Raw genomic sequence first — 23,328 nt, forward strand, 5'->3', positions numbered from 1 at the left:
ATTGTTTGAGGCTCGCGTTCGGCCCTCGGAGGGTCGACCTCGACTGTTGGAGGGTCACGTTCGAGCCATCGACGCTCGTGAGCGACCGTTCCAGGGTCGCGCTCCAGCGTATAGGCCCCGTATCCCGTTGGCGTCGTACGACAAAGCCCTCAGCAGCGACGCGCGACGGCACCTCGCAGGCTGGCGGTGCGCCTACGAGAGACGCCGCCCACCCGCCCCACGCGCGTTCCAGCTCATCGCCCACGCATAGAAGCCGACCAGCGTGCCGAACTGCAGGAACACCGCCCACAGCAGAAAGATCTGCGGGTACCACAGCATCGACCCTTTGAGCAGCACCACCGATGCGAGCGTGTACTGAAACGGAATGAACACCGTGAGATACGCCATGCCCATGACGGACAGCACCAGTTTGCGGATCAGGCCGAAGTCCAGCACGTTGTAGATCAGCGCATAAAGCCACGGCGTGATCAGCACCACCACGACCGACGCCTGCGTGAGCGAGCCGATGGAGCCCCCGCCGTCATACGGAAAGCTGGCGGGCCACATGAAGAAGTAGAACTGGGCGCTCGCCTGCACCACGCCAATAAAGCGCAGCCAGTACGCCAGCGGCAACGCGCGGCCGCCGATGAAACGCGTGCCGAACAGCAACGCCAGCGTGACGATCATCCCCACCAGCCATTGCACGGCGGTAGGCAATGCGGCGTCGCTGTGCGGATGCGGAATGGCGCCGAAGCCCGGCACCAGCGCCTTCACGGCCGCCAGCCGCACCTGCCCCTCCAGGGCGACGCTCCAGAAACTGATGATGCGTTCCCACAGCCCGGCAATGGTTGGCCACAGCGCCCAGTAGCCGGCCGTGAGCGCCAGCGGAATGCCGAGCACATCGATCCAGCGCCAGAGCGGAAACGACAGGCGTCGCATCGCGCGGTGCATGACGATGCGATCGCCGCGATAGCCGATCACGCGTTTGGGCTCGTGCCCGCGCAGCCGGCGCTTGGTGGGCAGGCCGTCGGCGGGCCCCTCCTCGACGGGCTTGGCGTTCATCGGAAGCTCCAGCGGAAGCCGATCTCACCGTAGGTGCGGTTGTAGAAGGGGTTGTGGTAGTACTGCGCGCCGATGATCAGCAGCAGGTCGCGCGCGACACGCTCGCGCCACTGGATGGCGTAGCTCATGCTGTTGTAGTCCGCGCGCTCGGTGCCGGTGGTCAGCACCTGGTAGGCCTCGCGGGCGTGTTCCACGCGCAGGACGAGCGCGCGCTTTTCATCGTTGCCGATCGTGGCCGCAATGTATTGGCTCGGGCCGAACACCATGCCCGGATTGGCCCGGTTGAAACGCAGGCCGCCCTCCAGCACCACCGACGGGAAATACGCCAGCGTGCTGAGCACCAGCCCCTGGTCATTGCGCACGCTGTCCTGGCCCTGCGCGTAGTAGGCGCCGATGCCGGCCACGAAACGGCGGTCGGGGCCGAACTTGCGATAGCCCGCCACATCCACACGCCACTTCGAGAACAGCTCGCTGTTGCCCGTGCCCGCACCGACGAGGACGTAGTAATCCTCCGAGAGATCGCGCGTGAGCGAGAGCGCGCCGTACTGGCCCGCAAAACCAAAGCGGCTCTGCCGGTCCAGCTCGGCCTGCCAGATGCCGTACGAGGTGACCATCATGCCGCGCAGGGCCACGGCGGTGGCGCCGCCAAAGCCATCGCTCATCCGGCCGGTGTCGAGCACGGCCTCGATGGCGGCGCGCTCCGGGGCGTAGGGTTCGGGCAGCGGCTCCGGCACGGTGGGCGCGGTGGCACCGGGCGTCGGCACGGGCGTTGCGGCCAATGCCGTTGCATCTGCTGGCGGCGTGGCACCTTCCTGTGCGGCCGGTTGCTCTGGGTCCGTCGCGGCCTCTTGCGGTGTCGCCGGCTCGGCCGGTTGCATGGCTTCGGCCGCTTGTGTCGGTTGCGCGTCTTCGGCGGGCTTGGCCGCGGCGGCCTGTGCCCATGCCGTGGGCGCTGTCATGCCGCAGATGGCAGCCGCCACCACCCACGCAATTGGAGTTCGATCCACGCTGTATTTCCCCGTCTGTTGTCGATGCGGGCGCCGGCCTTTTTTTGATGCGTGGCGGCGGCCCTCTCTGCTTGTCGTGTTGTGTCTTGTGCTCAGGTGCCGGTCTTCAGCTTGGCTGCAATCGTCAGCTTGCTGACGGCGCCCGCCACCACGCGCCAGTTGTTGCCTTCCCGCACCACACTGGCCTGCCCGGCCTCGACGCGCGGCTCGGCATAACGGTCGGCCGAAAACAGCCACGTCAGCTCGTTCAGGGTGTCCGGGTTCTCTGCCGTCACGCGCACGTCGCCGCGCTCCGATGTCGTCTGCCACACGGTCTTCTCGCGGCGCTCGGCAAAGTCGGCCATCTGCGTGATGGTGTGCCAGCGGAAGCGCTTGCGCGCCTCCTGCGCATCGGCGGCTTCCATCAGGGCGTCAATGGCGTGCAGGTAGCGCACGGCGCCCGGCGGGTGGAAGTAGATCAGGCGGATCTCGCCGGACTCCGTGGTGAACTTCACCAGCGAGGTCAGCCACGCCGCAATCTCCGCTTCCGGAATGTGCGCCATGTCGGCTTCTTCAATGGTCGCGTACTGCCCGTACGTCTGCACCGGGAACGACCAGATGTGCGCGTCGCGCCGGCCGTTGCGATACGTGCGCGTGGGCCCCTGGCCGATGTTGCCGGTGAAGTAGTAGCCCTTGACGTTGTGCTCGTCCAGCCAGCGCGTCGCCCACTCGGGCTGGTTGCCGGTCGGGGCGGAATATTCGGTCTGCGGCTTGCCGGTCAGCGCCTCGATGGCGTCTGCGTTCTTCTGCAGATAGGTCTCCATGGTGGCCTGGTTGTCTTCGGTCACGTTCAGGCCGAACCAGTCGTGAATCCAGCCGCCGTGGCTGCCTACCTCGTGCCCTTGCTTCATCAGGCCGTGCACGACCTCCGCAAACGCGGGGTTGTGGGCCAGGTTCACGCCCAGCCCGTCGCCAAACTGGCGCTGGTCGGGGCCAGCGGTGATGTGGAAGCTGAAGGGGCCGCGCTTGAAGACGCCGTCTTCGATCAGCTTGTCGGTGGCGTCAATACAGATGCGCGCATCGCAGTGCCAGTTCAGGACGAGGCCGCCCACGCCCTGCGGCGCTGGCGACAGGCGCGGCTGCTCCAATACGTGGCTGGCAAAGTAGCTCAGGAAGCCGTGCATCAGCACGCCGTCGGTGCGCAGCTTGAGATACGTCAGCGGCAGGTTGACGAACAGCACGTGGCCTTTGCCCACGGTGCGCTCGCCGGCAATGACCGAGTTGTCTTCGGAGCGCAGCAGCACCTTGCCGGCGTAGTCGCCGTGGGTGCGCAGGGTCGGGTACTGCAGCATGTCCTGCCCGTAGCCCGACAGCACCGCTCGCCCGTTCGACACAATCCAGCGCCCCGGCGGGATATGCAGGTCGACCATCGCATCGGGCTGGCCGTAGACGGTCGCCTGGCTGGCCATCTTTTCGCCCAGCGTCGAATAGAAACCGTATTGCACGCCGGCCAGCGTCGACAGGCGCGAGGCGCCGTCCTCGTAGAAGCCCTTTTCATTGAGGATGCCGGCGTCATACACCTGCATCAGCGCGCCGCCGTCCTGCACGAACTGGCTGATCTGGTTGACCAGCGCGGTCGTCATCGAACGGTGCACGGTGTCCGGCAGGATCACGCCGGCAAACACGCGCTCCCCATTCAACCCGTGGCGCACGAAATCCGATGCCGACATGGTGCGCAGGCGCACGCCCTCTTCCAGCGCCGCGTCTTCCCAGGCCTGCACGTAGATGCGGTTGTCTTGCCCGAGGTTGTCGGGCACCACCAGCACGATGTCGTCGGTCTGCGGGCGGCCCGGGCCAGCACTGAGGTTGCGCGCCAGCAGCAGCGCACAGGCCGCAAAGGCGATCAGGATCAGCAGACTGGTCAGGTGCTTGCGCCAGTCGATGCGCTTGGAAGGTGTGCTCATTGGGAAACAGCCAGTGCATGCGAGAGCCCGATCAGCGCGCCCTCTTCCATCAAGTTCCAGCGGCCGGCTGCGCGCCATTGCGGCGCGGCCTGCAGCCACTTCTGCGCGGTCGGCGCATCGCCCAGCGTGTAGGCAGCCCAGGCGATCAGGCCCCAGGGGAACGGGTCTGCCTTGCCCGACAGCCACGTCTGCCCATGGCGGAACATCCACACCGCCCACTTGCGCCGGGCGGCGGCGCCGGTCTCCAGGTCATGCACCCACGGATACACCGGCGCAACCGCCGTCGGGTAGAAGCCGTACGGCGTGGGCGGCAGGCTCACGCGTGCAGGATCGAGCGCGCCGTTCAGTTGGTAACCGTAGGCATGGGCGAGGCCGTCCATCATCTGCTTGTGCGACGCCAGCGCGGCCAGTTCCAGCGTGTAGTGCAACGCAGCCTTGGGGTCGGCACGCAGGCGCTTGAGCGCGCCGGCCACTTCCACGTTGTCGGCAAAGTAGGCTTCGGGTCGATCGGCAAACGCCTGGAACGTGGTGCGCTTCGGGTCCCACAGCGTAGCGAGGTGCGCCAATGACAGGCCGCAGCTGGCCAGCAGTTGCGGCGGGCCGTGCAGGATCTCGTTGACGAGCAGGCACCAGAACACGGCTTGCGAGTCATCCGCATCGGCGTGGCCGCATGCTCGCCAGCCGTCGGCGCCGCTGCGGCAGATGCGCGGGAACGTGCCATTGGCCTGTTGATACGGCAGCAGCCAATTGGCCAGCCCCACCGCCGGCGCCTGCACGTCGACACCCAGGCGGTGCGCGACCAGCAGGGCCTCGATCGCAACGTAGGGCTCGACGTAATCGCCTTGGGCGAAGACGGTCATGGCGCCGTCGGGCGTGGTGAAGTCTTCAAACATCGTGGCACCGTGCGCAGCAGTCGACAGGGCAAGCCCGGCCAGCACCGCGCCACAGCCGCGAACGCAAGCGCGCCAGAACGTGACCATGCGTGCCTCCTCAGCCTTCCACGCGCGCGAACTCGTGCGCGGTAATCACGCCATGCACAACACAGCCCGGCGAGACGAACAGGCGGTTGCAGACGAGCGTGGTCGGCGCATCGGGGCGGCCGATGCGGCAGTTCGGCCCCAGCACGATGTCTTCAAAACCGATGAGCGGGCCCAGCACCGCGCTGCCCGCACCGATTTCCAGGTTCTTGCGTGCCGACAGCGTGCCCGCGATGCGCACGCCGTCGCCCGTGCGCAGGTGCCCGTGCGTCTTGATGCTGCCCTGGAGCACCATGCCACCCGCGACGCGGCAATCGCCGCGCACCACGTAGTCGCAATCGGTTGCCTCGTTGGCCGCGAGCGTGGCATCGCCGTCCAGCACACGGCGCTCCGTGGCCGGCTTCGGCAAACCGACCGGCTGCGCTGCGCTGCGCACGTCGCCAAACATCACCTCACCGGCGCCCGCCCGCTCGAAGCGCGCCGGGGCGGCCATCACGATGCGCTCCTCTGCCGTGACGCGGCCTTCGACACGCACATTCGGCAGCAGCCGCACATTGCGGCCATGCACCCAGCGCTGCACCACCACGTTCTCGCCGAGTTCGATATCGCCTTCGGCCAGGCAGGCTCGCAAGCGGGTGTCGCGCTCGACTTCGACATCCTGCTCGACATACAAGTCGGCGCGCACGCGGCTGCGCGGGCCCAGCCACGCGTTGCCACGGAACACGACGATGTGGTTGACCTTGTCGAGCATGCGCGCCAGCCCCGATTGCTCGACTGCGGGGCGACCGCGCGGGTCGCGCCCCACGCTCAGTTCTGCACTCACGGGCACCTGGTAGGCGGCGCCTGCGGCCCGCATGGCGTCGAGATCCACGCCGTACTGCTCTTGCAGCCGGCGGCGGAAACTGTTGGCAAAGAAGGTGAGATTGTTCGGCTGGTCACGCCGCATCGGCAGCGGCGCGGAGTCGGTCGGGCGCAGCCACTCCGACAACGCCGGCAGGAACGGCAGCACCAGCAGCCCCGCGACCGAGCCGCTCAGCAGCAGCATGCTTCCGATCATGTGCGCTCCGTGCCCGTGGGCACCGGCACGTCGCCGGCCATGATGTTGACCACGCCCGCGGCTTCCGTGCGGAAGCGCTCGGTCTTGTCCCACACCAGCTCGCGCTTCTTCACGGCGTCGATCACCTGCGTCACGCCAGCACGTGCGATCGTCATCATGCTGACCAGGAAGCCAAACAGATTCAGCGGCAACAGGCGGATGCGATTGCGATGGCCGTCCAGGTAGGTGGCCGCCGCGATCTCGAAGAAGGCCGCATTCGTGCCGAGCCCGCCGTAGCACAGCAGCGCGGCCAGCAGCACCCAGCCAGAGACGATCGACTGCGCCGCCGCATAGAACAGGATGACGGCCACCACCCAGCCGGCCAGCTGCACCATCGGCATGACGAAGATCATCAGCAGCAACGCGCCGTCCAGCCGTTCCAGCCGGCTGATGCGATCGTTGGCGAGCAGCTCGCGGATGTTGTTCACCATCACCTGGTTGTGCCCGCGCGACCAGCGGCTGATCTGCTTGAGCCGCACCGGCCACACTTCAGGCACCTCTTCGTAGCACTCGGAGCGGTTCTGGTAGACCGTCTTCCAACCGTGCTGCAGCAGGCGGAACGTCACGTCGGTGTCTTCGGCCAGCGTGTCGATGTTCCAGCCGCCGATGTCGTCCAGCGCACGGCGGCGGATACCGCCCACGGTGCCGCCGTACTGCGGCACCAGGCCCAGGTTCATGCGGGCGGTCTGGTCAACCTGGTAGCCGCCGGCACGCTCCAGATCAAGCAGGCGCGTCAGCAGGTTGGCGCCGGCATTCACGGGCACCACGCGGCCCATGATGGCGCCCACTTCCGGGTCAAAGAACGGCGCCACGAGCTGCTTGATGAGGCCGCGCGCCGGCAGGTAGTCGGCGTCGAAGACGATCATGATCTCGGCGTCGATCAACTGCGTGGCATCGCGCAACGCCGCCGCCTTGCCGGGCCGGCCTTCGGTGCGGTGGAACAGCTGGAAGCGGCCGGGGTTGCGCGCCGCAATCTCGTCGATGATCTCGCGCGTGCGGTCCTTGGAGCGATCGTTGACCGGCATGATGGTCAGCTTGTCGCGCGGGTAGTCCACCAGCAGCAGCGCGTTGAGGCAGTCGGCAATCACGCGCTCTTCGTTGTGCGCCGCCACGCAGACGACCACGCTGGGCCACGCGCCCTGTTCGATGTCGAGATACGGCTGACGCTGACGGCCGAACAGCCGGTTCAGCGTGAACAGGTAGTGCCGCGCCGTGTAGACGACGAGCAGCGTGATGATGCAGAACGCGAGCACCAGCAGGATATCGATCGCGAGCGTGGACATGGTGTTCGTTGCCTTCGGCCGTCAGGCCGCTTGAAGTTCTTCGCCCAGAAACTCCTGGACATGCGCACCGCCCAAGGCCGCCACGATGCGCTGCGAGGCGAGCCCGTCGCCGTATGGGTTCAGGCGCTGCGAGAACGCACGCCAGGCGTCGTCGTTGTCGTACAGATGGCTGACGGCACCGACGATGCTGTCCACCTCCGTGCCGACCAGGCGCACGGTGCCGGCCTGCACGGCCTCCGGGCGCTCCGTCACGTTGCGCATGACGAGCACCGGCTTGCCCAGCGACGGCGCTTCTTCCTGCACCCCGCCCGAGTCCGTCAGGATCACGTGGGCGCGCTGCATCAAGCGCACGAAGCGCGCGTAGTCCAGCGGCTCGATCAGATGCACGTTCGGCAGCCCTGCCAGCGCGGCCTGCACGGGCCCGCGCACGTTCGGGTTCAGGTGGATGGGGTAGACGATCTGGATGTCGTCGCGGCGCGCCAGCCTGGCCAGCGCATCGCAGATGTTGGCGAAGCCCGAGCCGAAGTTCTCGCGGCGGTGGCCCGTCACCAGCAGGACCTTGCGTTCGTCATTCAGAAACGGGAAATGCGCATCCAGCTCGGCGCGGAAGGCGTCGTCCGTCACGATGCGCTGCGTGGTCTGCAGCAGCGCATCGATTACGGTATTGCCCGTCACCAGGATGCGGCCGCCCAGGTTTTCCGCCTGCAGGTTGCGGCGCGAAGAATCGGTCGGCGCGAACAGCAGATCGGCACACACGTCGATGGTGCGGCGGTTCATCTCTTCCGGCCACGGCTGGTAGAGGTCGCCCGTGCGCAGGCCGGCTTCCACATGACCGATGGGAATGCGGCGGTGGAACGCCGCCATGGCCGACATCATTGCGGTGGTCGTATCGCCATGCACGAGGATGCGGTCGGGGCGCACCGTTTCCAGCACGTCGTCAAAAGCCGTGAGCAGGCGGGCACTGAGTCCGTTCAGCGTCTGGTTCTGCGTCATCAGTTCCAGGTCGTACTGCGGCGTGATGTCGAACAGGTCCAGCACCTGCTGCAGCATCTGCTTGTGCTGCCCCGTCACGCACACGACGGACTCCATGGCCGACTGCTCGGCCAGCGCCTTGACGAGGGGCGCCATCTTGATCGCTTCGGGCCGCGTGCCGAAGACGGACAGAATTTTCATAACCGGATAGAAGAAGCACCGCATACGCATCGCAGACGCGCATACAGCTCATAGGACTGACGAAGGGGTTCGATTGGCGCCTCGTCCGTGCCTCCTTCTTGTTGTCGTGCGACCGGGGGCGGGGATATCAGGCGTCGTGCAGGCCGCAATTTTCTCAATGAATGCGCCATTGCCGCCACCCCTCGTTTTTTTAAACAGAAAGGCTGAATAGGATTACCCCTTCTTTAGGGTATTCCCAAAATAACGGGCAGACGCAGAGAAAACAGGATGAGGGATCGCGCGCGTTGCTGGCTGTGTCCGCTGGCCGCGAAGCCGCGCTGGGGCTTGCATTGCGGCTGAGTGCTTGCCCGAATGCGAATCATCGGGCAATAAATCGGCGCTTTCTCTTCGGTTTGTCACGCAACCGAAACATGCGCAATTGCAACGCAAATGAAAACACAAAAATGTTAAATCATTCCCACCCATTGGTGGGGTGTGCCGATTTACTTTTGGTAAAAAAAAGCGCGGCGTCTTCCAAACGCCGCGCGCTGTGCACTTTTGGGGGAAGCACAGGAGTTAAATCGATTCGAGTTCCCGGCCGCGTGTTTCCGGCAGCGTGAGGGCCGCCACGATCAGCAACCCATAGGCGCCCGCGGCGAAGATGCCGATGGCATGCCCCAGTGACGAATGCGCACTCACCTGCCCGATCAGGAACGGGAAGCACGCACCCACCGCCCGGCCGACGTTGTAGCAGAAGCCCTGGCCCGAGCCGCGCACCGCCGTCGGGAACAGCTCGGTCAGGAACGCGCCCATGCCGGCAAAGATGCCCGACGCAAAGAAGCCCAGCGGCAGGCCGAGCAGCAGCATCATGCTGTCGGTCACTTCCAGGTGCGTGTAGGCCAGCGCCACCACCATCGAGCCCACGGCAAACAGGATGAAGTTGCGTTTGCGGCCCAGGCGATCAGTCAGCACGGCGCTGGTGAGGTAGCCGATGTAGGAGCCGATGATGACCACGGCCAGATAACCGCCGGTGCCGAGCACGGTCAGATGGCGCTCGGTCTTCAGAAACGTCGGCAGCCACGTGGTGATGGCGTAGTAGCCGCCCTGTGCGCCGGTGGTCAGCACGGCGGCACGCAGCGTGGTGCTCAACAGCCGCGGCGAGAAAATCGCGAAGAAGCTCGTGCGCTCGGCGGCCTGCGACTTCGCTTCCTGAAACACTTCCGGCTCTTTCACCAGCCGGCGCAGGAAGAACACGAACACCGCCGGCACGATCCCCACGAGGAACAACGCACGCCATGCCGTTTCAGGCGGCATTACGCTGAAGAACCATGCATACAGCAATGCCGATGCGCCCCACCCCAGCGCCCACCCGGCCTGCACCATGCCAACGGCCTTGCCGCGGTCCTGCGCGCGAATGGCTTCACCGATCAGCACGGCGCCGGCCGTCCACTCGCCGCCAAAGCCAAAGCCCATCAGGGTGCGCGCGATCAGCAGTTGCTCGTAGTTCTGCGCGAGGCCGCAGAGGAACGTAAACACCGCAAACCACAGGATCGTGATCTGCAACGCGCGCACGCGGCCGATGCGGTCCGACAGGATGCCCGCCACCCAGCCGCCCGCCGCCGATGCCAGCAACGTGCATGTGCCGATCAACCCCGCATCGGCCTTGGACAGGCCCCACACGCCGATCAACGTGGGGATGACGAAGCTCAGGATCTGCGTGTCCATCGCGTCGAGCGCGTAGCCGACCTTGCAGCTCCAGAACGTGCGCCGCTCCTGCGCGGAGATCTCTCCGTACCAGCGGAACAGGCCGCCGGAATTGGCTGCGGCTGAGGCGTCCGGCTCGGCGGGCGCTCGCGCAACCGTGGCTTCGGTTGTCATGGTGTTTCCTCCTTGTTACTGATGCTGTCTCGATGCGTTGATCGCTTATTGCTATAAACCAGCGCCTCTGCGTGCGCCAGTTGGAACCCCGTTACCCGTCCGTCTTTCTTCCGGCCCTGCGACCGCGTGTTCAGGCCAGCGCTGCGGTGCGCAGGTCGGTGATCAGCATGTGCCCCGGCGCATGCGTGATGCACAGCTCCGGCCGCGCCTGTTGCACCACGGCCTGGGGTGTCACGCCGCAGGCCCAGAACACCGGCACCTCGCCCGGCTGCACGGGCACCGCATCGCCCCAATCGGGCTGCGAGATATCTGCAATGCCGATGGCGGCCGGATCGCCAAAGTGCACCGGCGCCCCGTGCGCACGTGGCATGCGCGAAGTGATTTCAATGGCGCGGATGGCATTGGCCACCGACATCGGCCGCATCGACACCACCAGCTTGCCTGCCAGGCGGGATGTACCGACCGTCTCGATCGAGGTGCGATACATCGCCACGTTGCGCGACATGGCGATATGGCGCAGCGGCACGCCGGCTTCCATCAACGCGTGCTCGAACGAGAACGAGCAGCCGATGGCAAAGGCGACCATGTCGTCCGTCCACAGCGCTTCAACGTCGGCCGGCTCATCAGCCAGTTCGCCGTTGCGGTAGACGCGATAGCGCGGTACGTCGCGGCGCACGTCAACGTCCTGGCCCAGATGGCGGAACACCGGCACGCCGGGCTCGGTCACGTCCAGCAGCGGGCACGGTTTGGGGTTCAGCTGGCAGAAGCGCAGGAACTCGTTGGCCCACGTATCGCGCAGCATCACGATGTTGGCCTGCACATAGCCATCGCACAGGCCGCTGGTATGGCCGCGCAGCACGCCCGAGCGCGCCGCCAGCCGCGCGGAATACGGATTTGCGTAGGCCACGCTGGCACCCGTGCGGGCCGGTGCGGGTGCGGGCGCCGGTTGTTCCGGCATTCTCTTTGCCTGGGCTGTCTCCACTGCCGTCGTCATGCAAGCTCATCCACAAGGTTGTTCGTGCGGCAGATTGTGAAAGCGTGATGAAACCCGGTCCAACGAAAGTTTCGGATGACAGGCGATAGGAAAAGGTGATTGCCGAGGCGGCTGCGGCACCCGCGTGTAGAATCCCTCGCCCCACCGTTTGCCCTCCTGGCCTGACATGGACTACCAAGCGATCCTGGACACCATCCACCGCGACATCCAGCCGTACCTCGGCCGGGGGCGGGTTGCCGATTACATCCCCGAGCTGGCCGGCGCCAGTGCGACGGATTTCGGCATGGCCCTCGTCACACTCCGCGGCGACGTCTACACGGTGGGCAAGGCGGATGTGCCGTTTTCGATCCAGAGCGTTTCCAAGCTGTTTGCCTGCACGCTGGCCTTCCAGCTCGAAGGCGAAACGCTCTGGCAACGCGTCGGCCGCGAACCCTCCGGCAATGCATTCAACTCGCTGGTGCAGCTCGAATACGAGAACGGCATCCCGCGCAACCCGTTCATCAATGCCGGTGCGCTGGTCGTGACCGACGTGCTGTGCCGGCGCTTCGTGCAGGCCGAGACCGCGCTGGTGCAGTTCATGCGCCGCCTGGTCGACAACCCGCGCATCGACTACGTGCGCCGAGTGGCCGAATCCGAACTGGCCCATGCCGACCGCAACCGCGCGATGGCACACTTCATGAAGAGCTTCGGCAACCTGCACATGCCGGTGGAAACCGTCATCGATGCGTACTGCCGCCAGTGCGCCATCGAGATGGACTGCACGGACCTCGCCCGCGCGGTGCTGTTTCTTGCCAACGGCGGCGTGGTGCCGTGGAGTGGCGAGCGCATCGTCGACGTCAGCCCCGCCAAGCGCCTCTCCGCGCTGATGCTGACCTGCGGCACGTACGACGCCGCGGGCGACTTCGTCTATCGCGTTGGCCTGCCCGCCAAGAGCGGTGTGGGCGGTGGCATCGTGGCCGTGCTGCCGGGCGAATTTGGCGTGTGCGTGTGGTCGCCTGGGCTGGACGTCAGCGGCAACTCGCTCGCCGGGTTGCAGGCGCTGGAATGGCTGACGACGCTGACCGGACGCTCGATTTTCTGACGCTGCCGCCACGGCACGCTTGCGTAATTCAGGCGGCTCAGGCCGCTTCCGTGTTGCGCTCGACTTCTTCGGCAATGGCGTAGCGCGGGCCGACCGACAGGCAGAATTCCCGCGCCATCGTGCGCGCCAGGCCGACGATGGCCTCATGCACCTCAAGCCCCGCCCCGGCGCGCCACGACGCGATGATCGGCAAGGCGGGTAGCGCCGGCTCCACTTCGAGCACCGTCAACGCGCCGCTCTCGATGCGGTCGCGCACCAGTACGGTCGGCAATGCACCCACGCCAAAGCCATCGCCCACCAGGCGCGTCATGGCGGCCACCGAGTTGACGCAGTTCACGCGCGGTGACTCCACCCCGCTCAGGTGCAGCAGGTTGAGCATGTCCTGATGCGGCCGCGAGTTGCGCACAAAGGTGATGAGCCGTTCGCGCGCCAGTTCGCCCAGGCTGGCATACGGGTGCGCCAGGCGGGAGTTGGTGGCCACCACCCAGTGGATGGGGTACTGCGCGAGCTGCACGTTGCGCACGCTCTCGGCGCGCAGCAGATCGGTCTGGAAGGCAATGTCGAGCGCGCCCTTCTGCAAGTGCTCGACGAGGTGCATGGCGCTGTCGGCCACGAGTTCGATTTCCAGCGCAGGAAACATCTCGGCCGTGCGTGCAACGAGCGGCGAGAGCCACGTATGGATGACGCTGTCCATCGCCCCGACGCGCACGCGCCCTTCAAAGCCCGGGCGCTGTGCCACTGCGGCCTGCAATTGGTGCAGCGTGCTCACCATGCGGTCGGCATATTCCAGCACCTTGTGGCCGTCGGGCGTGAGCTGCACGCCGCGCGTATCGCGGTCGAACAGGCGCACGCCCAGTTCTTCTTCCAGTGCGGCAATCCGCGCGGAAATGGACGCCTGCGTGGTGAACAGCTTGTCTGCGGTCAGGCGAAAACTGCGCAGCCGCGCCACCCAGACAAAGGTTTCCAGAAAACGTAGGTTCATGCCCTGCCCCTCGTGTTGTTGTATCTGGCGCCGTTGCTGCGCACGCGCATGCACGCCTGTTCGGCGGTTTTTACCAATGCCGCGCCAAAACTGCCACGGAACCTCGTAGTTTCTACAACGCGGGCGCATCCACACCCGCACCGCGCTACGTAATTTGCCAATAGCTGCGCTGGCAACCGGCATCCAGAATGCCTTTATCACCCGATTGTTTTCAATCAGGCCCACCCCGCATGGGGCGCCGCTGGAGACCGCCATGCCCGCCATCGATGAGATCAACGGCCGCATCGTCTACTACCGCCCGCCGCCCCCGCCGCCTGCGCCCACCCCCGAGCAGAAACAAGCCGCGGCCGACGCCAAGACCCAGACGGACGCAGCCATCCAGACAGCCAACACGGCGGTCAACAACTACATCAACAACGGCGACGACTCCACGGCCGCGCAGGCCAAGCTCGACAAGCCGCTGTCGGACGTCATCAATTCGGTGCAGAACGAGTTGCGCCGGCAGGCCGACGAGGCACCGGCCGGCAGCGAAAAGAAGGCCATCGAAGACGCGGCCGCCGCCATCAAGAAACGCGACCCCGATGCCAAATGGCTCGACAAGATCGTCGACGACGCAAAAGACGCGGTTGAGAAGCAAGACCCGAGCCAGCGCACCGCGTCTGAAGCGCGCGACGGCGTGCTCAACGCGCAGGACAACCTGCAGAACGCCCAGAGCATCAAAGTCACCAACCGCACGATCGCTGAAGACAAGCAGGACGCCATCAACGCGGCGCAGGCCAACCTGCACAAGGCCATCCAGGACTTCAAGACGGCCCTCGGCGGCGAGCTTTCCACGTACGAAAACTTCGGCTCCGGCGACAACCTGAAGGCCGCCAACGACGCCGTCGATGCAATGGCCAAGGCCCACCCCGACTGGGACGACGGCAGCCTCGCATTTGCCAGGAACATCGCCACGGCCGATGCCATTCAGTACCAGATCAACCACATCAACCCGAACGACCCGACGCTGTCGGCGCAGGACAAGGCGCTCGCCACCAACGACCCCGTGCAGTTCGCGTGCGTGCAGCTCGCGCGGCCGTACGCCAGCGACCCGAACGCCGAGAAGATCTACGAGCAGATCGGCGCCGCCAGCTACGACGTGCGGGTGACGTACACCAAGGACCAGGTCGCCGCCAAGATGAAGGCCGGCGATGCCGAAGGCGCGCTGAAGATCCTGTCGACGAACATGAACGACGTGTCGGTCACCAGTGCCGACCCCGACGCACGCGCGCACCTGTACGAGGTGGCCGGCGCGCCCTTCTTCAACGCGCACAGCGACTACTTCAACAAGCAGATCACCGACCTCACGCAGGTCTACAAGTACAACCCCGACGACCCGGACGCCAACCGCAAGATGGCCGACAGCACCGTCAAGTACGACGCCGTCGGCAAATGGATGAAGGACCTCGCCAAGGTGGCGCCGCCCGAGGTGGCCGGCAACCTGCTGACCACCGTTGAGGACCGCTTCAACGACAACGGGCACTGGTTCCAGAGCAACGCCGGCCCCGACACGTCGGGACTCGTGCCCCGCGGCTCCGACTTCTACGGCGGCCTCAGCCTGACCGCCGCAGTGGCCGATGCGCCGCGCTTTGCCAGCGACCAGCCCAGCACCGACCACGCCCAGCAGGTGGCGAACTGGCTGACCACCAACTCCAACGCCAAGTCGTTCCTGTACAGCATGCAGACCTCCGGCTCCGGGGGCAGCATGCCGTCGTGGGTGCCGGTGCAGAACGCCGTGGGCAATGGCAACGGCGCCACGGTCACCAACGCGCTGATCCAGCAGCACGGCAAGGACTTGCCCAACGCCGACATGCTGCAACGCGCCTTTGACCGCGGCAACGAGAAGGTCCAGCAGAAGCAGGCGGAGGCCGACTACAAGACGTTCCAGTCCGACCAGAACGGCGGGCTCAAGACCATCTTCGGGCAGATGTCCAAGGCCACGTTCGGCAAGGACACGCCGCTCTACAACGACACGGCGCAAACCTTCAGCGGCCCCGATGCCGACACGCAGCTCAAGAACTACATCGGCGGCGCGTTGATGATCCAGGCCGACAACGCGGGCGCGCAGAGCAGCGGCACAACCGGCACCGCATGGTTTACCAGCGGCAACAGCACCAAGGTCATCAACGAGGTCGACAAAGCGATCCACGAGGCGGGCGGCGACAACCCGACCGTGAAGGCGATTCCGATCGTCTACGTGGACAAGAGCGCGGGCGTGATGCCGACAACGTTGTTTGAAGTGGCCGACAAGAAGGGAGGCAAGCCGCACTACATCGACGATCGCGGCTGGGACTACAGCAGCCTCGATGATTACCGCCACAACAACGCGCTGTCCGACGGCGGCACGATCTACGTGCCGAAGAACCTTGCCGGCACGGTGGCGCTCGGCAGCAACGGCGTTCCCGACGTCGACCACTTCAGCGCGCACATCACCACCACGGGACAGAAGATCCGGCACGTGGTCGACATCGTGGCCGGCGTGGCGACGGCGGTGGGCGGCGTGATCCTGTCGGTTGGCACGTTTGGCGGCGCATCGATTGTGGGCGGCGCCATGGTGGCGGTCGGCACAGGCTGGATCGTGGGTGAATCGGTCGACCACCTCCACACGCTGGCCGACCACGGCCGCTCGTGGTCGCCACTGAATCCGGAAGCAACGAACGACTGGTTGGCCATCGTCACGTCCGCCGCAGGCGAATACAGCCTTGCGGGCAAGGGCCTGGTCGCCGTATCGGACGTGGCCAATGCATCGAGGCTGTTCAAGATCACGCGCTCGGCGTCGGACCTCGTGGCCGGGGGCGGCGGCATGATCATGACCGGCGCGCAGGTCAAGGACCTGCTGATGTATGGCGACCGGATGTCGGGCTCGCAGAAGGCCGAATCCATCATGTTCCTGGGGCTCGGCCTCGGGCAGGTGGGCGCAACACGCATGCTGGAACGTGTCGGGCTGTCGCAAGGCACTGAACGCGTCGGCCTGCTCAACGCACTGAAGAACAACGCCGACCGCTACAAGCCCACCGAGATGGCGCCCGATCCCACCACGGTAGCGGCCAATGATCCGGCCAGTGCCGGGCGCCCCACGACCGACCCGACCACCGAGCCGGTCATCCTGCAAGCCGGCGGCAAGACCCCGGAGCGAGGCGGCACCACACCCGGTAAAGACGGAAACGATGGAAACGACGGCAAGCCCGGCACCGACCCGATCGACCCGGCCACGGGCAAGCCCAAGGCTGCAGGGGATCCGGCCACCGAACCCGGCAAGACCGGCACACCGGGCGACGAAGGCAACCCGACCAACACGGGCCCTGCCCGCCCCTCGCGGCCGCTGCCGGGCGCCCTGGATGACCTGGCCAACCCGGAAGTCACGCTGACGAGTTTTACCGACACGCAAAAGGCACTCGACGCCGCCACGCAGAACGCGCTGTCGCAGCATGCCGACCTGCTGCTCGACGCCGAGAACTACCGCACCGACGGCACCACCATCGGCCATCACCCGCGCGGCATCGGCGTGCGCCGGCTGGCCGCCAAGCTGGCCGAGATGAGCGACGAGCAGCGGCGGCTCATCCTGAGCAAGGCCGAGTTCGCACACGACACCGCCAACATCAAAGACCCGGTACGCATGAGCTGGCGCCAGCGCATGCAGCTCTATCGCGGGAAGTCGTCGGTATTCGGGCGCACGGCCGACCGCATCATGTCGCCGGTGGACCGCATCCAGGCGTTGTTCGTGGATCGCGGCATCCGCAAGTTCTTCGTCAAGGGCGGCACGGAAGACGCAGCCGCCGCGCTGAAAGACAGCCAGCGCATTCTGCTGGTGACGGGCTTCACCGTTGGGCGGGATCCGGTCTCCGGCCGCGCGCTGCCCGAAACGGACGGCCCCGTCGGCACTGCCGAAATGGCAGCCAAGCTCGCGCTGGCCGGCCGCGACATGACCATCGCCACCGATTCGGCGAACATGCCGGTCGTGCAATCGGTGCTGGCGAGCTTCGATGGCGGGCACCTCGTCAAGCTGGAGCCGTTCGATGCCAAGCGCGGGCAGCCCGCTCGCGATGCCGCGAACGAACTGCTTGACCGCGTGCAGCCCGATGCCGTCGTCGCCATTGAACTGCCTGCCCGCAATGCCGACGGCGATTACCTCAACATGCGCGGCATCTCCGTGGCGGAAGTGAATGCCCCGAAGGATCAGATCGTGCTTGAGGCCAACAAGCGCAAGGGGATCATCACGGTAGGCGTGGGCGATGGTGGCAACGAGGCAGGCATGGGCAGCCTGCGCAGCAATATCCCGCCCGTCACGCTGGCCGACAACACCACGATCGATTTTGCATCGACCGTGCCGGTGGACCATCCCGTGACCGCATGGAACTCCAACTTTGGCGCGCAGGCCATCCTGGCCAACATGCTGCACCGGATGGGTCGCATGGACCTCATGACCACGCCGGAAGAACTGCACGCAGCCATCAAGGCTTCAGTCGATGCGGGGGCGGTGGACGGTGTCAGCCGCAAGAGCGAAGCCAGCGTTGACGGTTTCTCCTCACAGGTGCATCAGGGCATGCTCGTGCTGCTGCGCGAAGCGATGAACCATATGCCCACCGACAAGACCTTCGACGAAGCTACGCCCACCGAGCCGTTTACGTTTGCCGCATTCGATTCCAGCAACGGCGGACTGATCGCCGCCAAGAACATGCTGGCGACCATCAAGGCGCAAACCGGCGAAGACCTGCCTGTGGCCATCGTGGTCGACCACGCCAACGCGCCCTATGGCCCCAAGAGCCCGGATGCGCTCATCCGCCTGGTGGGCAACGGCCTGCAAACAGCGCAACGCCTGAAGGCCGCCATGGTTGCCATGGCGTGCAACACGGCGTGCACAGCCTTCCCCAAGGCGCTGGAAAACGTAGACGTGCCTGTCATCGATCTGGTCGACGTCACCTCGCGCGCCATCGTCGAGCACGGCGGAGAGCGCCCGGCAGTCATCGCCACCGCCGGCACCGTCAAGAGCCACGCCTATCAAGACAAGGTGGCCGCGCTGAGCGGCAGCCCCCCGCCGCAGGCCGTCGCCGCCCATAAGTTTGCGGATTTCGTCAACGAGCTCAAGCACAAGAGCGACAATCCGGCGGTCAAGAAAGAACTGCAGGAGGCATCCGACCTGTACGTATCGGAACTGGACGAGGGCACCACATCGCTGTGGCTGTGCTGCACGCACTATCCAGCCATGAAGGATTTCCTCGTGACGTCGCTGCAGAAGCGCGGCATGGATATTCCCGTGGTCGACCCGATGCAGTACCAAGCCAAGGCGGTGCTCGATGCCATCGGCCAACAGGAATGGAAGGTGCCCAGCGCGGCGTATTCGTCCGATCCGTATGTCGTCACCTCCGGCAAGACTGGGCCGGTGAGCGAGTCGGCACAGAACCTGATGGAGCGGCCCGATGTGCCAGTGCAACGCGTGCGCAGGTTTGGCCCCGGCAGGACGCTGGATAGCGTGATCCCCTCGAACCCGCGGCTTGAGCCCAGCCCCATCACCAATGCCGTGCAGGCGCTGTTCACCGGCGACTCGGCCCGCATTGAAAACCCCTTGGGCATCGACCGGGCGGCCGCCGCGCTGCAGAACAGCAATCGCATTCTGGTACTGGCCGGCGCCCGCAACGCCCACGGCGCAGTCGATACCGACGGCATGGCCGGCGCCGCTGTGTTCGGGCATGACATGCAGGCGGCGGGCAAGAATGTCGTTTACGTGGTCCCGCATGAAGCCGTGCCGGCGCTCGATGCCGCCTTGCAGGCGCGCGGTGCCGCCGTCAACGACTACAGCATCGTCCCGTTCAACGCGGAGCCCGGCGAGCCGGCGCGCACCACCGCGCAAGACCTCATCAATGAGGCGTCGCCGGACACGATCGTCTCCATCAACGTGCACGGCCGCAATGCCGATGGCCGCTATATCGACCAGAACGGCAATGACGTCACCGACCAGACCGTGCCGCTGGACGAGGTGGCCATTGCCGGCTGGAAGACCGACGGCGTGACCACCATCGGTGTCGGCTCGCGCGGGCATGAAGCCGGCATGGGCAACACGCGCCGCACGGCCGCGCAGGTGACGCTGCCCGATGGCACGGTGGTGGACCCGCGTTCCGTGGTGCCGGCAGACCACTACGTGAGTGCGTCCAACTCCAACTGGGGCGCGCACGGTCTCGCGGCTTCGGTGCTGGAAGCCGCCGGCCGCACCGATCTGCTGACCACCCATCAGCAGCACATGGACGCGCTGAACGCTACCGCCAGCGCCGGTGCGGTCGATGGCGCGACGGGCCAAGCCACCGGCACGGTGGGCGGACACGACAGCAACACCTACCAGACCGTCGTGCAGATGATCAACCTGGCGGCAGGCAAGAAGCCCAATGCGCCGCCCCCCACAGCCGCACATGCGACGGAGCCGAAGGGGCCGACGGGCCCAGATGGCCCGCAACCCAAAGAGCCCGCGTCGACCACGGAGCCGATCACTGCAAAGACCAGCGAAGCCGGCGACGACGGCAACGGAACCCCGCCCACCACGCCAGACAGCGCCGCCAGTGCCGGCGAACCCAAGCGCAAGCCTTGGATCCGCTGGATCTTTGCGGGATCGCTCACGGGGGCATTCTCCACGGCGGCGAGTTCAGCGACGCTCACTGGAAGCGCCGCTACGCACGCGGTATTCGATCCGTCCGTCACCAGCCCGCTGTCCTTCATGTATCGCGGCGGCATCGCGGCGTTGCGTGCCAACAAGACACGCGCCGTCTCTGACCAAGTCGGCAAGCTGGGCACAGAAGATTCGGACGCTGCACTGGCTTGGCTCAAGACCAACATGTCCGACCACGGGCGCCGCTGGGGCGTGACGAAGAGCGACCGGCAAACCATCGCCGACGCGGTCACGCGGTTCCAGGACAACCCCGATGCGCTGACGGCCGCGCTGTCCAAGGTCGACGATCCCAAGGCCAAGGATGACCCCGACGTGCAAGCACTACTGGCACTCAAGGGGGCGCCGGGCAAGCTGCTGTCGCCCAAGAGCCCCGTGGGCCGCGCGAACGACACGCTGCAACTGCTCACGCTCGCGCTCAACAACGGCAACACGGCTTACTGGTTTGCCACGCACGGCGCGCACCTGAACACACCGTCGTTCTGGAGCAACGCGCTGTTCCTGAGTGCCAACCTGGCGCTGTCGAGCCGCAACTTTGCCGGCCGCCTGGGCGCCACGTTCAACGACAAGGCGACCAACACAAGCCCGTGGTTGAACCGTGCGCAGGCATTCACGATGTCGCTGTACACGGTCGGCTCGGTGCCGCTGGCAATGAACGACGCGCTCATGCATACGAACAGCCCGGCCATGGGTGCCACCAAGGCGGCATTGGACCTGGCCTTCGGTGCTGGCGCCCTGCGCATCGCGGGTGACCTGATGCCCAAGGTCGGCCAGCGGTTGCCGAGCCATGCCATGCTGCCGGGCGGCGTGATCCTGGGCGTGGCGGCGGTCACCCGCTTCGGCATCGAGCTGTTCGTGCCCAACCAGGCGGCCAAACCGGCCGTGGCGAACGTGCAGGCCAACAGCAACGTGCAGGATCAGGACAACCAGCCCGTTGCCGCGTTCCCGCTGCCCGACATGCAGGGCGTCAGCGGTGATCTGCTGCGCGCCAACGCCCCGCACGCGTTGCCATCGATCGGCACAGGCACCTCACCGCAGTACGCGATCGTTGGCCCAGGCGGCACGCTCTGGCAATTGAGCGCGGCCGATGCCGCCAAGCTGCTCGGCACCGCAGGCCCAGCATCCGACGCGCGCACCGCAGCCGCGCTGGACAAACTGCCGCCGATGAACAGCCAGTTCGACTGGTCCGCGGTGGATGGCCATCCATATACGCCAGCCACAACGGGGCAGGACCCGGATCTGGTCGTCCCGGGTGACCTCGTGCGGATCGGATAACGGATAACGGAGAAAGCGAGCCTGCAGCGGCGGGCGCAGCAGTCAGGCGCTCGCCGCGTTTTTTCCCGCGTTCTTTTTGCGCGTTCAGGAGGTAGACGACACGTACGGGTTGCACACCGCGTCTGCGCCTTCGGCCCAGCGCAGCAGCGCGGCCACATCGCGGAACAGCGTGCGGTCAATGGTGGTATCCATCGGCACGGTGTCGTGCAGGCGCTCCGCCAGGCCTGCATTGGCGGCGGTCGGCACGAGGTGGTATTCGGCCATCTGTCGGATGCGCTGGACAGCCTCGCCGCTGCCCTTGGCGATCACCATCGGCAGCGTGCCGTCGCCGGGGTAGTACAGCGCCACGGCATGCCGCGCGCTGAACACGATGGCGGTGGCAATGCGCATGCGATCTTCCAGCGCGCTGTATTGCACTTCCAATGCAAGCTGGCGGCGGCGCCCGACGATGTGCGGATCGCCCTGCAGTTCGCGGTGCTCGCGGCGCAGTTCTTCGGTCGACATGCGGTTCTTCTTGAAGAATTCGAAGCGGACGTGCCAGTAGTCCAGCGCGGCCATCAGCACATACACCACCGCGGCCCAGCCGAACAGCAGCAGTATCAGATGCGCGACGACGGCCAGGATCGCTGCAGGCCGCCCGTAACCCGCCTGCAGCGGCAACGCCAGCGAACTGCGAATCACCACGAACAGCGTCAGCGCCAGGCAAGCCACCTTGAACAGCATGATGGCCAGGCCGATCAGGTTGCGCACGGAGAACATGCGCTGGATGCCCTCGCCTGGATTGAGCCGCGACATTTTCGGCGTCAGGCGTTTGGGCGCGAACATGCCGCCCACCTGGGCAAACGCCCCCAGCGCCGCCAGCACGGTCACCAGCACCAGTACGGCTGCGCTCAACAGGAGCCACTCCGCGCCTGCCGATACCAATGCCTGCCGGACCGCCGCAGTCGGGTCGCGCGCCTGCGCCACGGCAGTCACGTTCTGTATGAGCAGGCCACGCAGGCGTTCGAGCAACCACGGACCGCCTTGCCACAACAGCACGAGTATTCCGATAAAGACGAGCGCGCTCGTCACGTCCGTGCTGCGGACGACCTCGCCTTCGCGCCGCGCATCTTCGAGCCGGCGCTGTGTCGGCTTGTGCTGTTTCTCGCTCATGCGCCGGGACTGTGCAGCAGCGCACGCAACAGCCAGACCATCTCGCCGTTGCCGGCCAGGAAGGTGCGCATCGACTCGAAGACAAAGCCGAGGAACAGCACCATCATCAGCACGGCCAGCAGGCTCTTCACGGGCTGGGCAAACAGGAACACGTTCAACTGCGGCACCGAGCGGTTGATCAGCCCGATGCCCAGCTCCGCCACCACCAGCACGATGATCACCGGTGCGGCCAGCTTGAGCGTCCAGCCGAGCACGCTATCGGCCTCGTGCACGGCAAACTGCTCCAGCGCGACCGACGCGCTGGGCAGCATGCGTTCGATCGGCCAGAGCTTGTACGACTCGAAGAACGCGCCGAGCATCACATGCAGGCCGCCGCCCGTGACGAACAACGTGACGGCCATGAAGCCGAGAAAGCTCGCGGTCGGCCCGCTCGCGTGCCCCGCTACGGGGTCGAAGAAGGAGGCGTTGCCGGAGCCGGTCTGAAAATCGATGAGGTGGCCGATGTTCTCGATGGCCCAGAGCAGCGCACCAAAGGCCATGCCCAGCAGCACGCCGATCAGTGCCTCCTTGAGCGCCAGCGCCATCCACAGGCCGCCGCCCTGCACGTTCATCGCCGCGCCCTCCATGGATGGCGCCACGAACACCGCCAGGATGGCGATGAACCCGCTGCGCACCATGCCCGTCACCACCCGCCCGCTGAACACGGGCACGATGAACATGATGGGCAGCAGACGCGGCATCACCAGCAGCGCCTGCCGGAACAGGCCTTCCATGGA

14 protein-coding genes are annotated in these 23,328 nt (G+C 66.1%); 2 read left to right on the forward strand and 12 right to left on the reverse strand.

Going from position 1 to position 23,328, the window contains the following annotated elements; genetic code table 11:
* Window positions 1-192 precede the first annotated feature (192 nt).
* From R2669_RS01615 to R2669_RS01655, 9 genes are all read right to left on the reverse strand, one after another.
* Window positions 193-1,041 carry a hypothetical protein gene (locus R2669_RS01615; RefSeq protein ID WP_316898184.1) on the reverse strand — a complete coding sequence of 283 codons (849 nt, stop codon included), beginning with the start codon at window positions 1,039-1,041 and terminating at the stop codon, window positions 193-195.
* Window positions 1,038-2,048 (reverse strand): YaiO family outer membrane beta-barrel protein, encoded by a 1,011-nt coding sequence (locus tag R2669_RS01620; RefSeq protein WP_316891245.1) that lies wholly within the window; start codon window positions 2,046-2,048, stop codon window positions 1,038-1,040. The genes R2669_RS01615 and R2669_RS01620 overlap by 4 nt, the downstream gene beginning before the upstream one ends.
* A gap of 92 nt (window positions 2,049-2,140) precedes the next feature.
* Window positions 2,141-3,991 (reverse strand): polysaccharide deacetylase family protein, encoded by a 1,851-nt coding sequence (locus tag R2669_RS01625; RefSeq protein WP_316898187.1) that lies wholly within the window; start codon window positions 3,989-3,991, stop codon window positions 2,141-2,143.
* Window positions 3,988-4,971 carry a hypothetical protein gene (locus R2669_RS01630; protein ID WP_316898189.1) on the reverse strand — a complete coding sequence of 328 codons (984 nt, stop codon included), beginning with the start codon at window positions 4,969-4,971 and terminating at the stop codon, window positions 3,988-3,990. Before R2669_RS01630 ends, R2669_RS01625 begins: the two co-directional genes overlap by 4 nt.
* Window positions 4,972-4,981: 10 nt before the next feature.
* Window positions 4,982-6,025: a bactofilin family protein gene (locus R2669_RS01635; protein ID WP_316891248.1), complete on the reverse strand. Its 1,044-nt coding sequence runs from the start codon at window positions 6,023-6,025 to the stop codon at window positions 4,982-4,984.
* Window positions 6,022-7,347, reverse strand: coding sequence for a glycosyltransferase family 2 protein (locus R2669_RS01640; protein ID WP_316898191.1), 1,326 nt, complete (start codon window positions 7,345-7,347; stop codon window positions 6,022-6,024). Before R2669_RS01640 ends, R2669_RS01635 begins: the two co-directional genes overlap by 4 nt.
* Window positions 7,348-7,368: 21 nt before the next feature.
* The gene (wecB, locus tag R2669_RS01645; protein WP_316898192.1) at window positions 7,369-8,520 is read right to left on the reverse strand and encodes a non-hydrolyzing UDP-N-acetylglucosamine 2-epimerase; all 1,152 of its coding nucleotides are present in this window, start codon (window positions 8,518-8,520) and stop codon (window positions 7,369-7,371) included.
* Window positions 8,521-9,075: 555 nt separating this feature from the next.
* Window positions 9,076-10,377 (reverse strand): MFS transporter, encoded by a 1,302-nt coding sequence (locus R2669_RS01650; RefSeq protein ID WP_147218456.1) that lies wholly within the window; start codon window positions 10,375-10,377, stop codon window positions 9,076-9,078.
* 130 nt (window positions 10,378-10,507) lie between these two features.
* Complete coding sequence (locus R2669_RS01655; protein ID WP_147218458.1) at window positions 10,508-11,335, reverse strand: putative hydro-lyase; 828 nt, start codon at window positions 11,333-11,335, stop codon at window positions 10,508-10,510.
* A 202-nt stretch (window positions 11,336-11,537) separates the two neighbouring features.
* Between R2669_RS01655 and R2669_RS01660 the strand changes: the two genes are divergently transcribed.
* Window positions 11,538-12,452 carry a glutaminase gene (locus R2669_RS01660; RefSeq protein ID WP_316891251.1) on the forward strand — a complete coding sequence of 305 codons (915 nt, stop codon included), beginning with the start codon at window positions 11,538-11,540 and terminating at the stop codon, window positions 12,450-12,452.
* A 37-nt stretch (window positions 12,453-12,489) separates the two neighbouring features.
* Here the strand turns inward: R2669_RS01660 and R2669_RS01665 are convergent, their stop codons facing one another.
* Window positions 12,490-13,434, reverse strand: coding sequence for a LysR family transcriptional regulator (locus R2669_RS01665; RefSeq protein WP_147218461.1), 945 nt, complete (start codon window positions 13,432-13,434; stop codon window positions 12,490-12,492).
* 253 nt (window positions 13,435-13,687) lie between these two features.
* Between R2669_RS01665 and R2669_RS01670 the strand changes: the two genes are divergently transcribed.
* On the forward strand, window positions 13,688-21,400 hold the full coding sequence (locus R2669_RS01670) for a glutamate cyclase domain-containing protein (protein WP_316898194.1): 7,713 nt from the start codon (window positions 13,688-13,690) through the stop codon (window positions 21,398-21,400).
* A gap of 84 nt (window positions 21,401-21,484) precedes the next feature.
* On the opposite strand, the gene R2669_RS01675 is transcribed toward R2669_RS01670, so the two are convergent.
* Together R2669_RS01675 and sctT are read right to left on the reverse strand one after the other, a co-directional pair.
* The gene (locus R2669_RS01675) at window positions 21,485-22,552 is read right to left on the reverse strand and encodes an EscU/YscU/HrcU family type III secretion system export apparatus switch protein (protein WP_316898196.1); all 1,068 of its coding nucleotides are present in this window, start codon (window positions 22,550-22,552) and stop codon (window positions 21,485-21,487) included.
* Window positions 22,549-23,325 (reverse strand): type III secretion system export apparatus subunit SctT, encoded by a 777-nt coding sequence (sctT, locus tag R2669_RS01680; protein ID WP_316891254.1) that lies wholly within the window; start codon window positions 23,323-23,325, stop codon window positions 22,549-22,551. Before sctT ends, R2669_RS01675 begins: the two co-directional genes overlap by 4 nt.
* Window positions 23,326-23,328: the final 3 nt, after the last annotated feature.

Origin of the sequence: Ralstonia edaphi (assembly GCF_958350185.1) — a bacterium.
Taxonomy (GTDB): domain Bacteria; phylum Pseudomonadota; class Gammaproteobacteria; order Burkholderiales; family Burkholderiaceae; genus Ralstonia; species Ralstonia edaphi.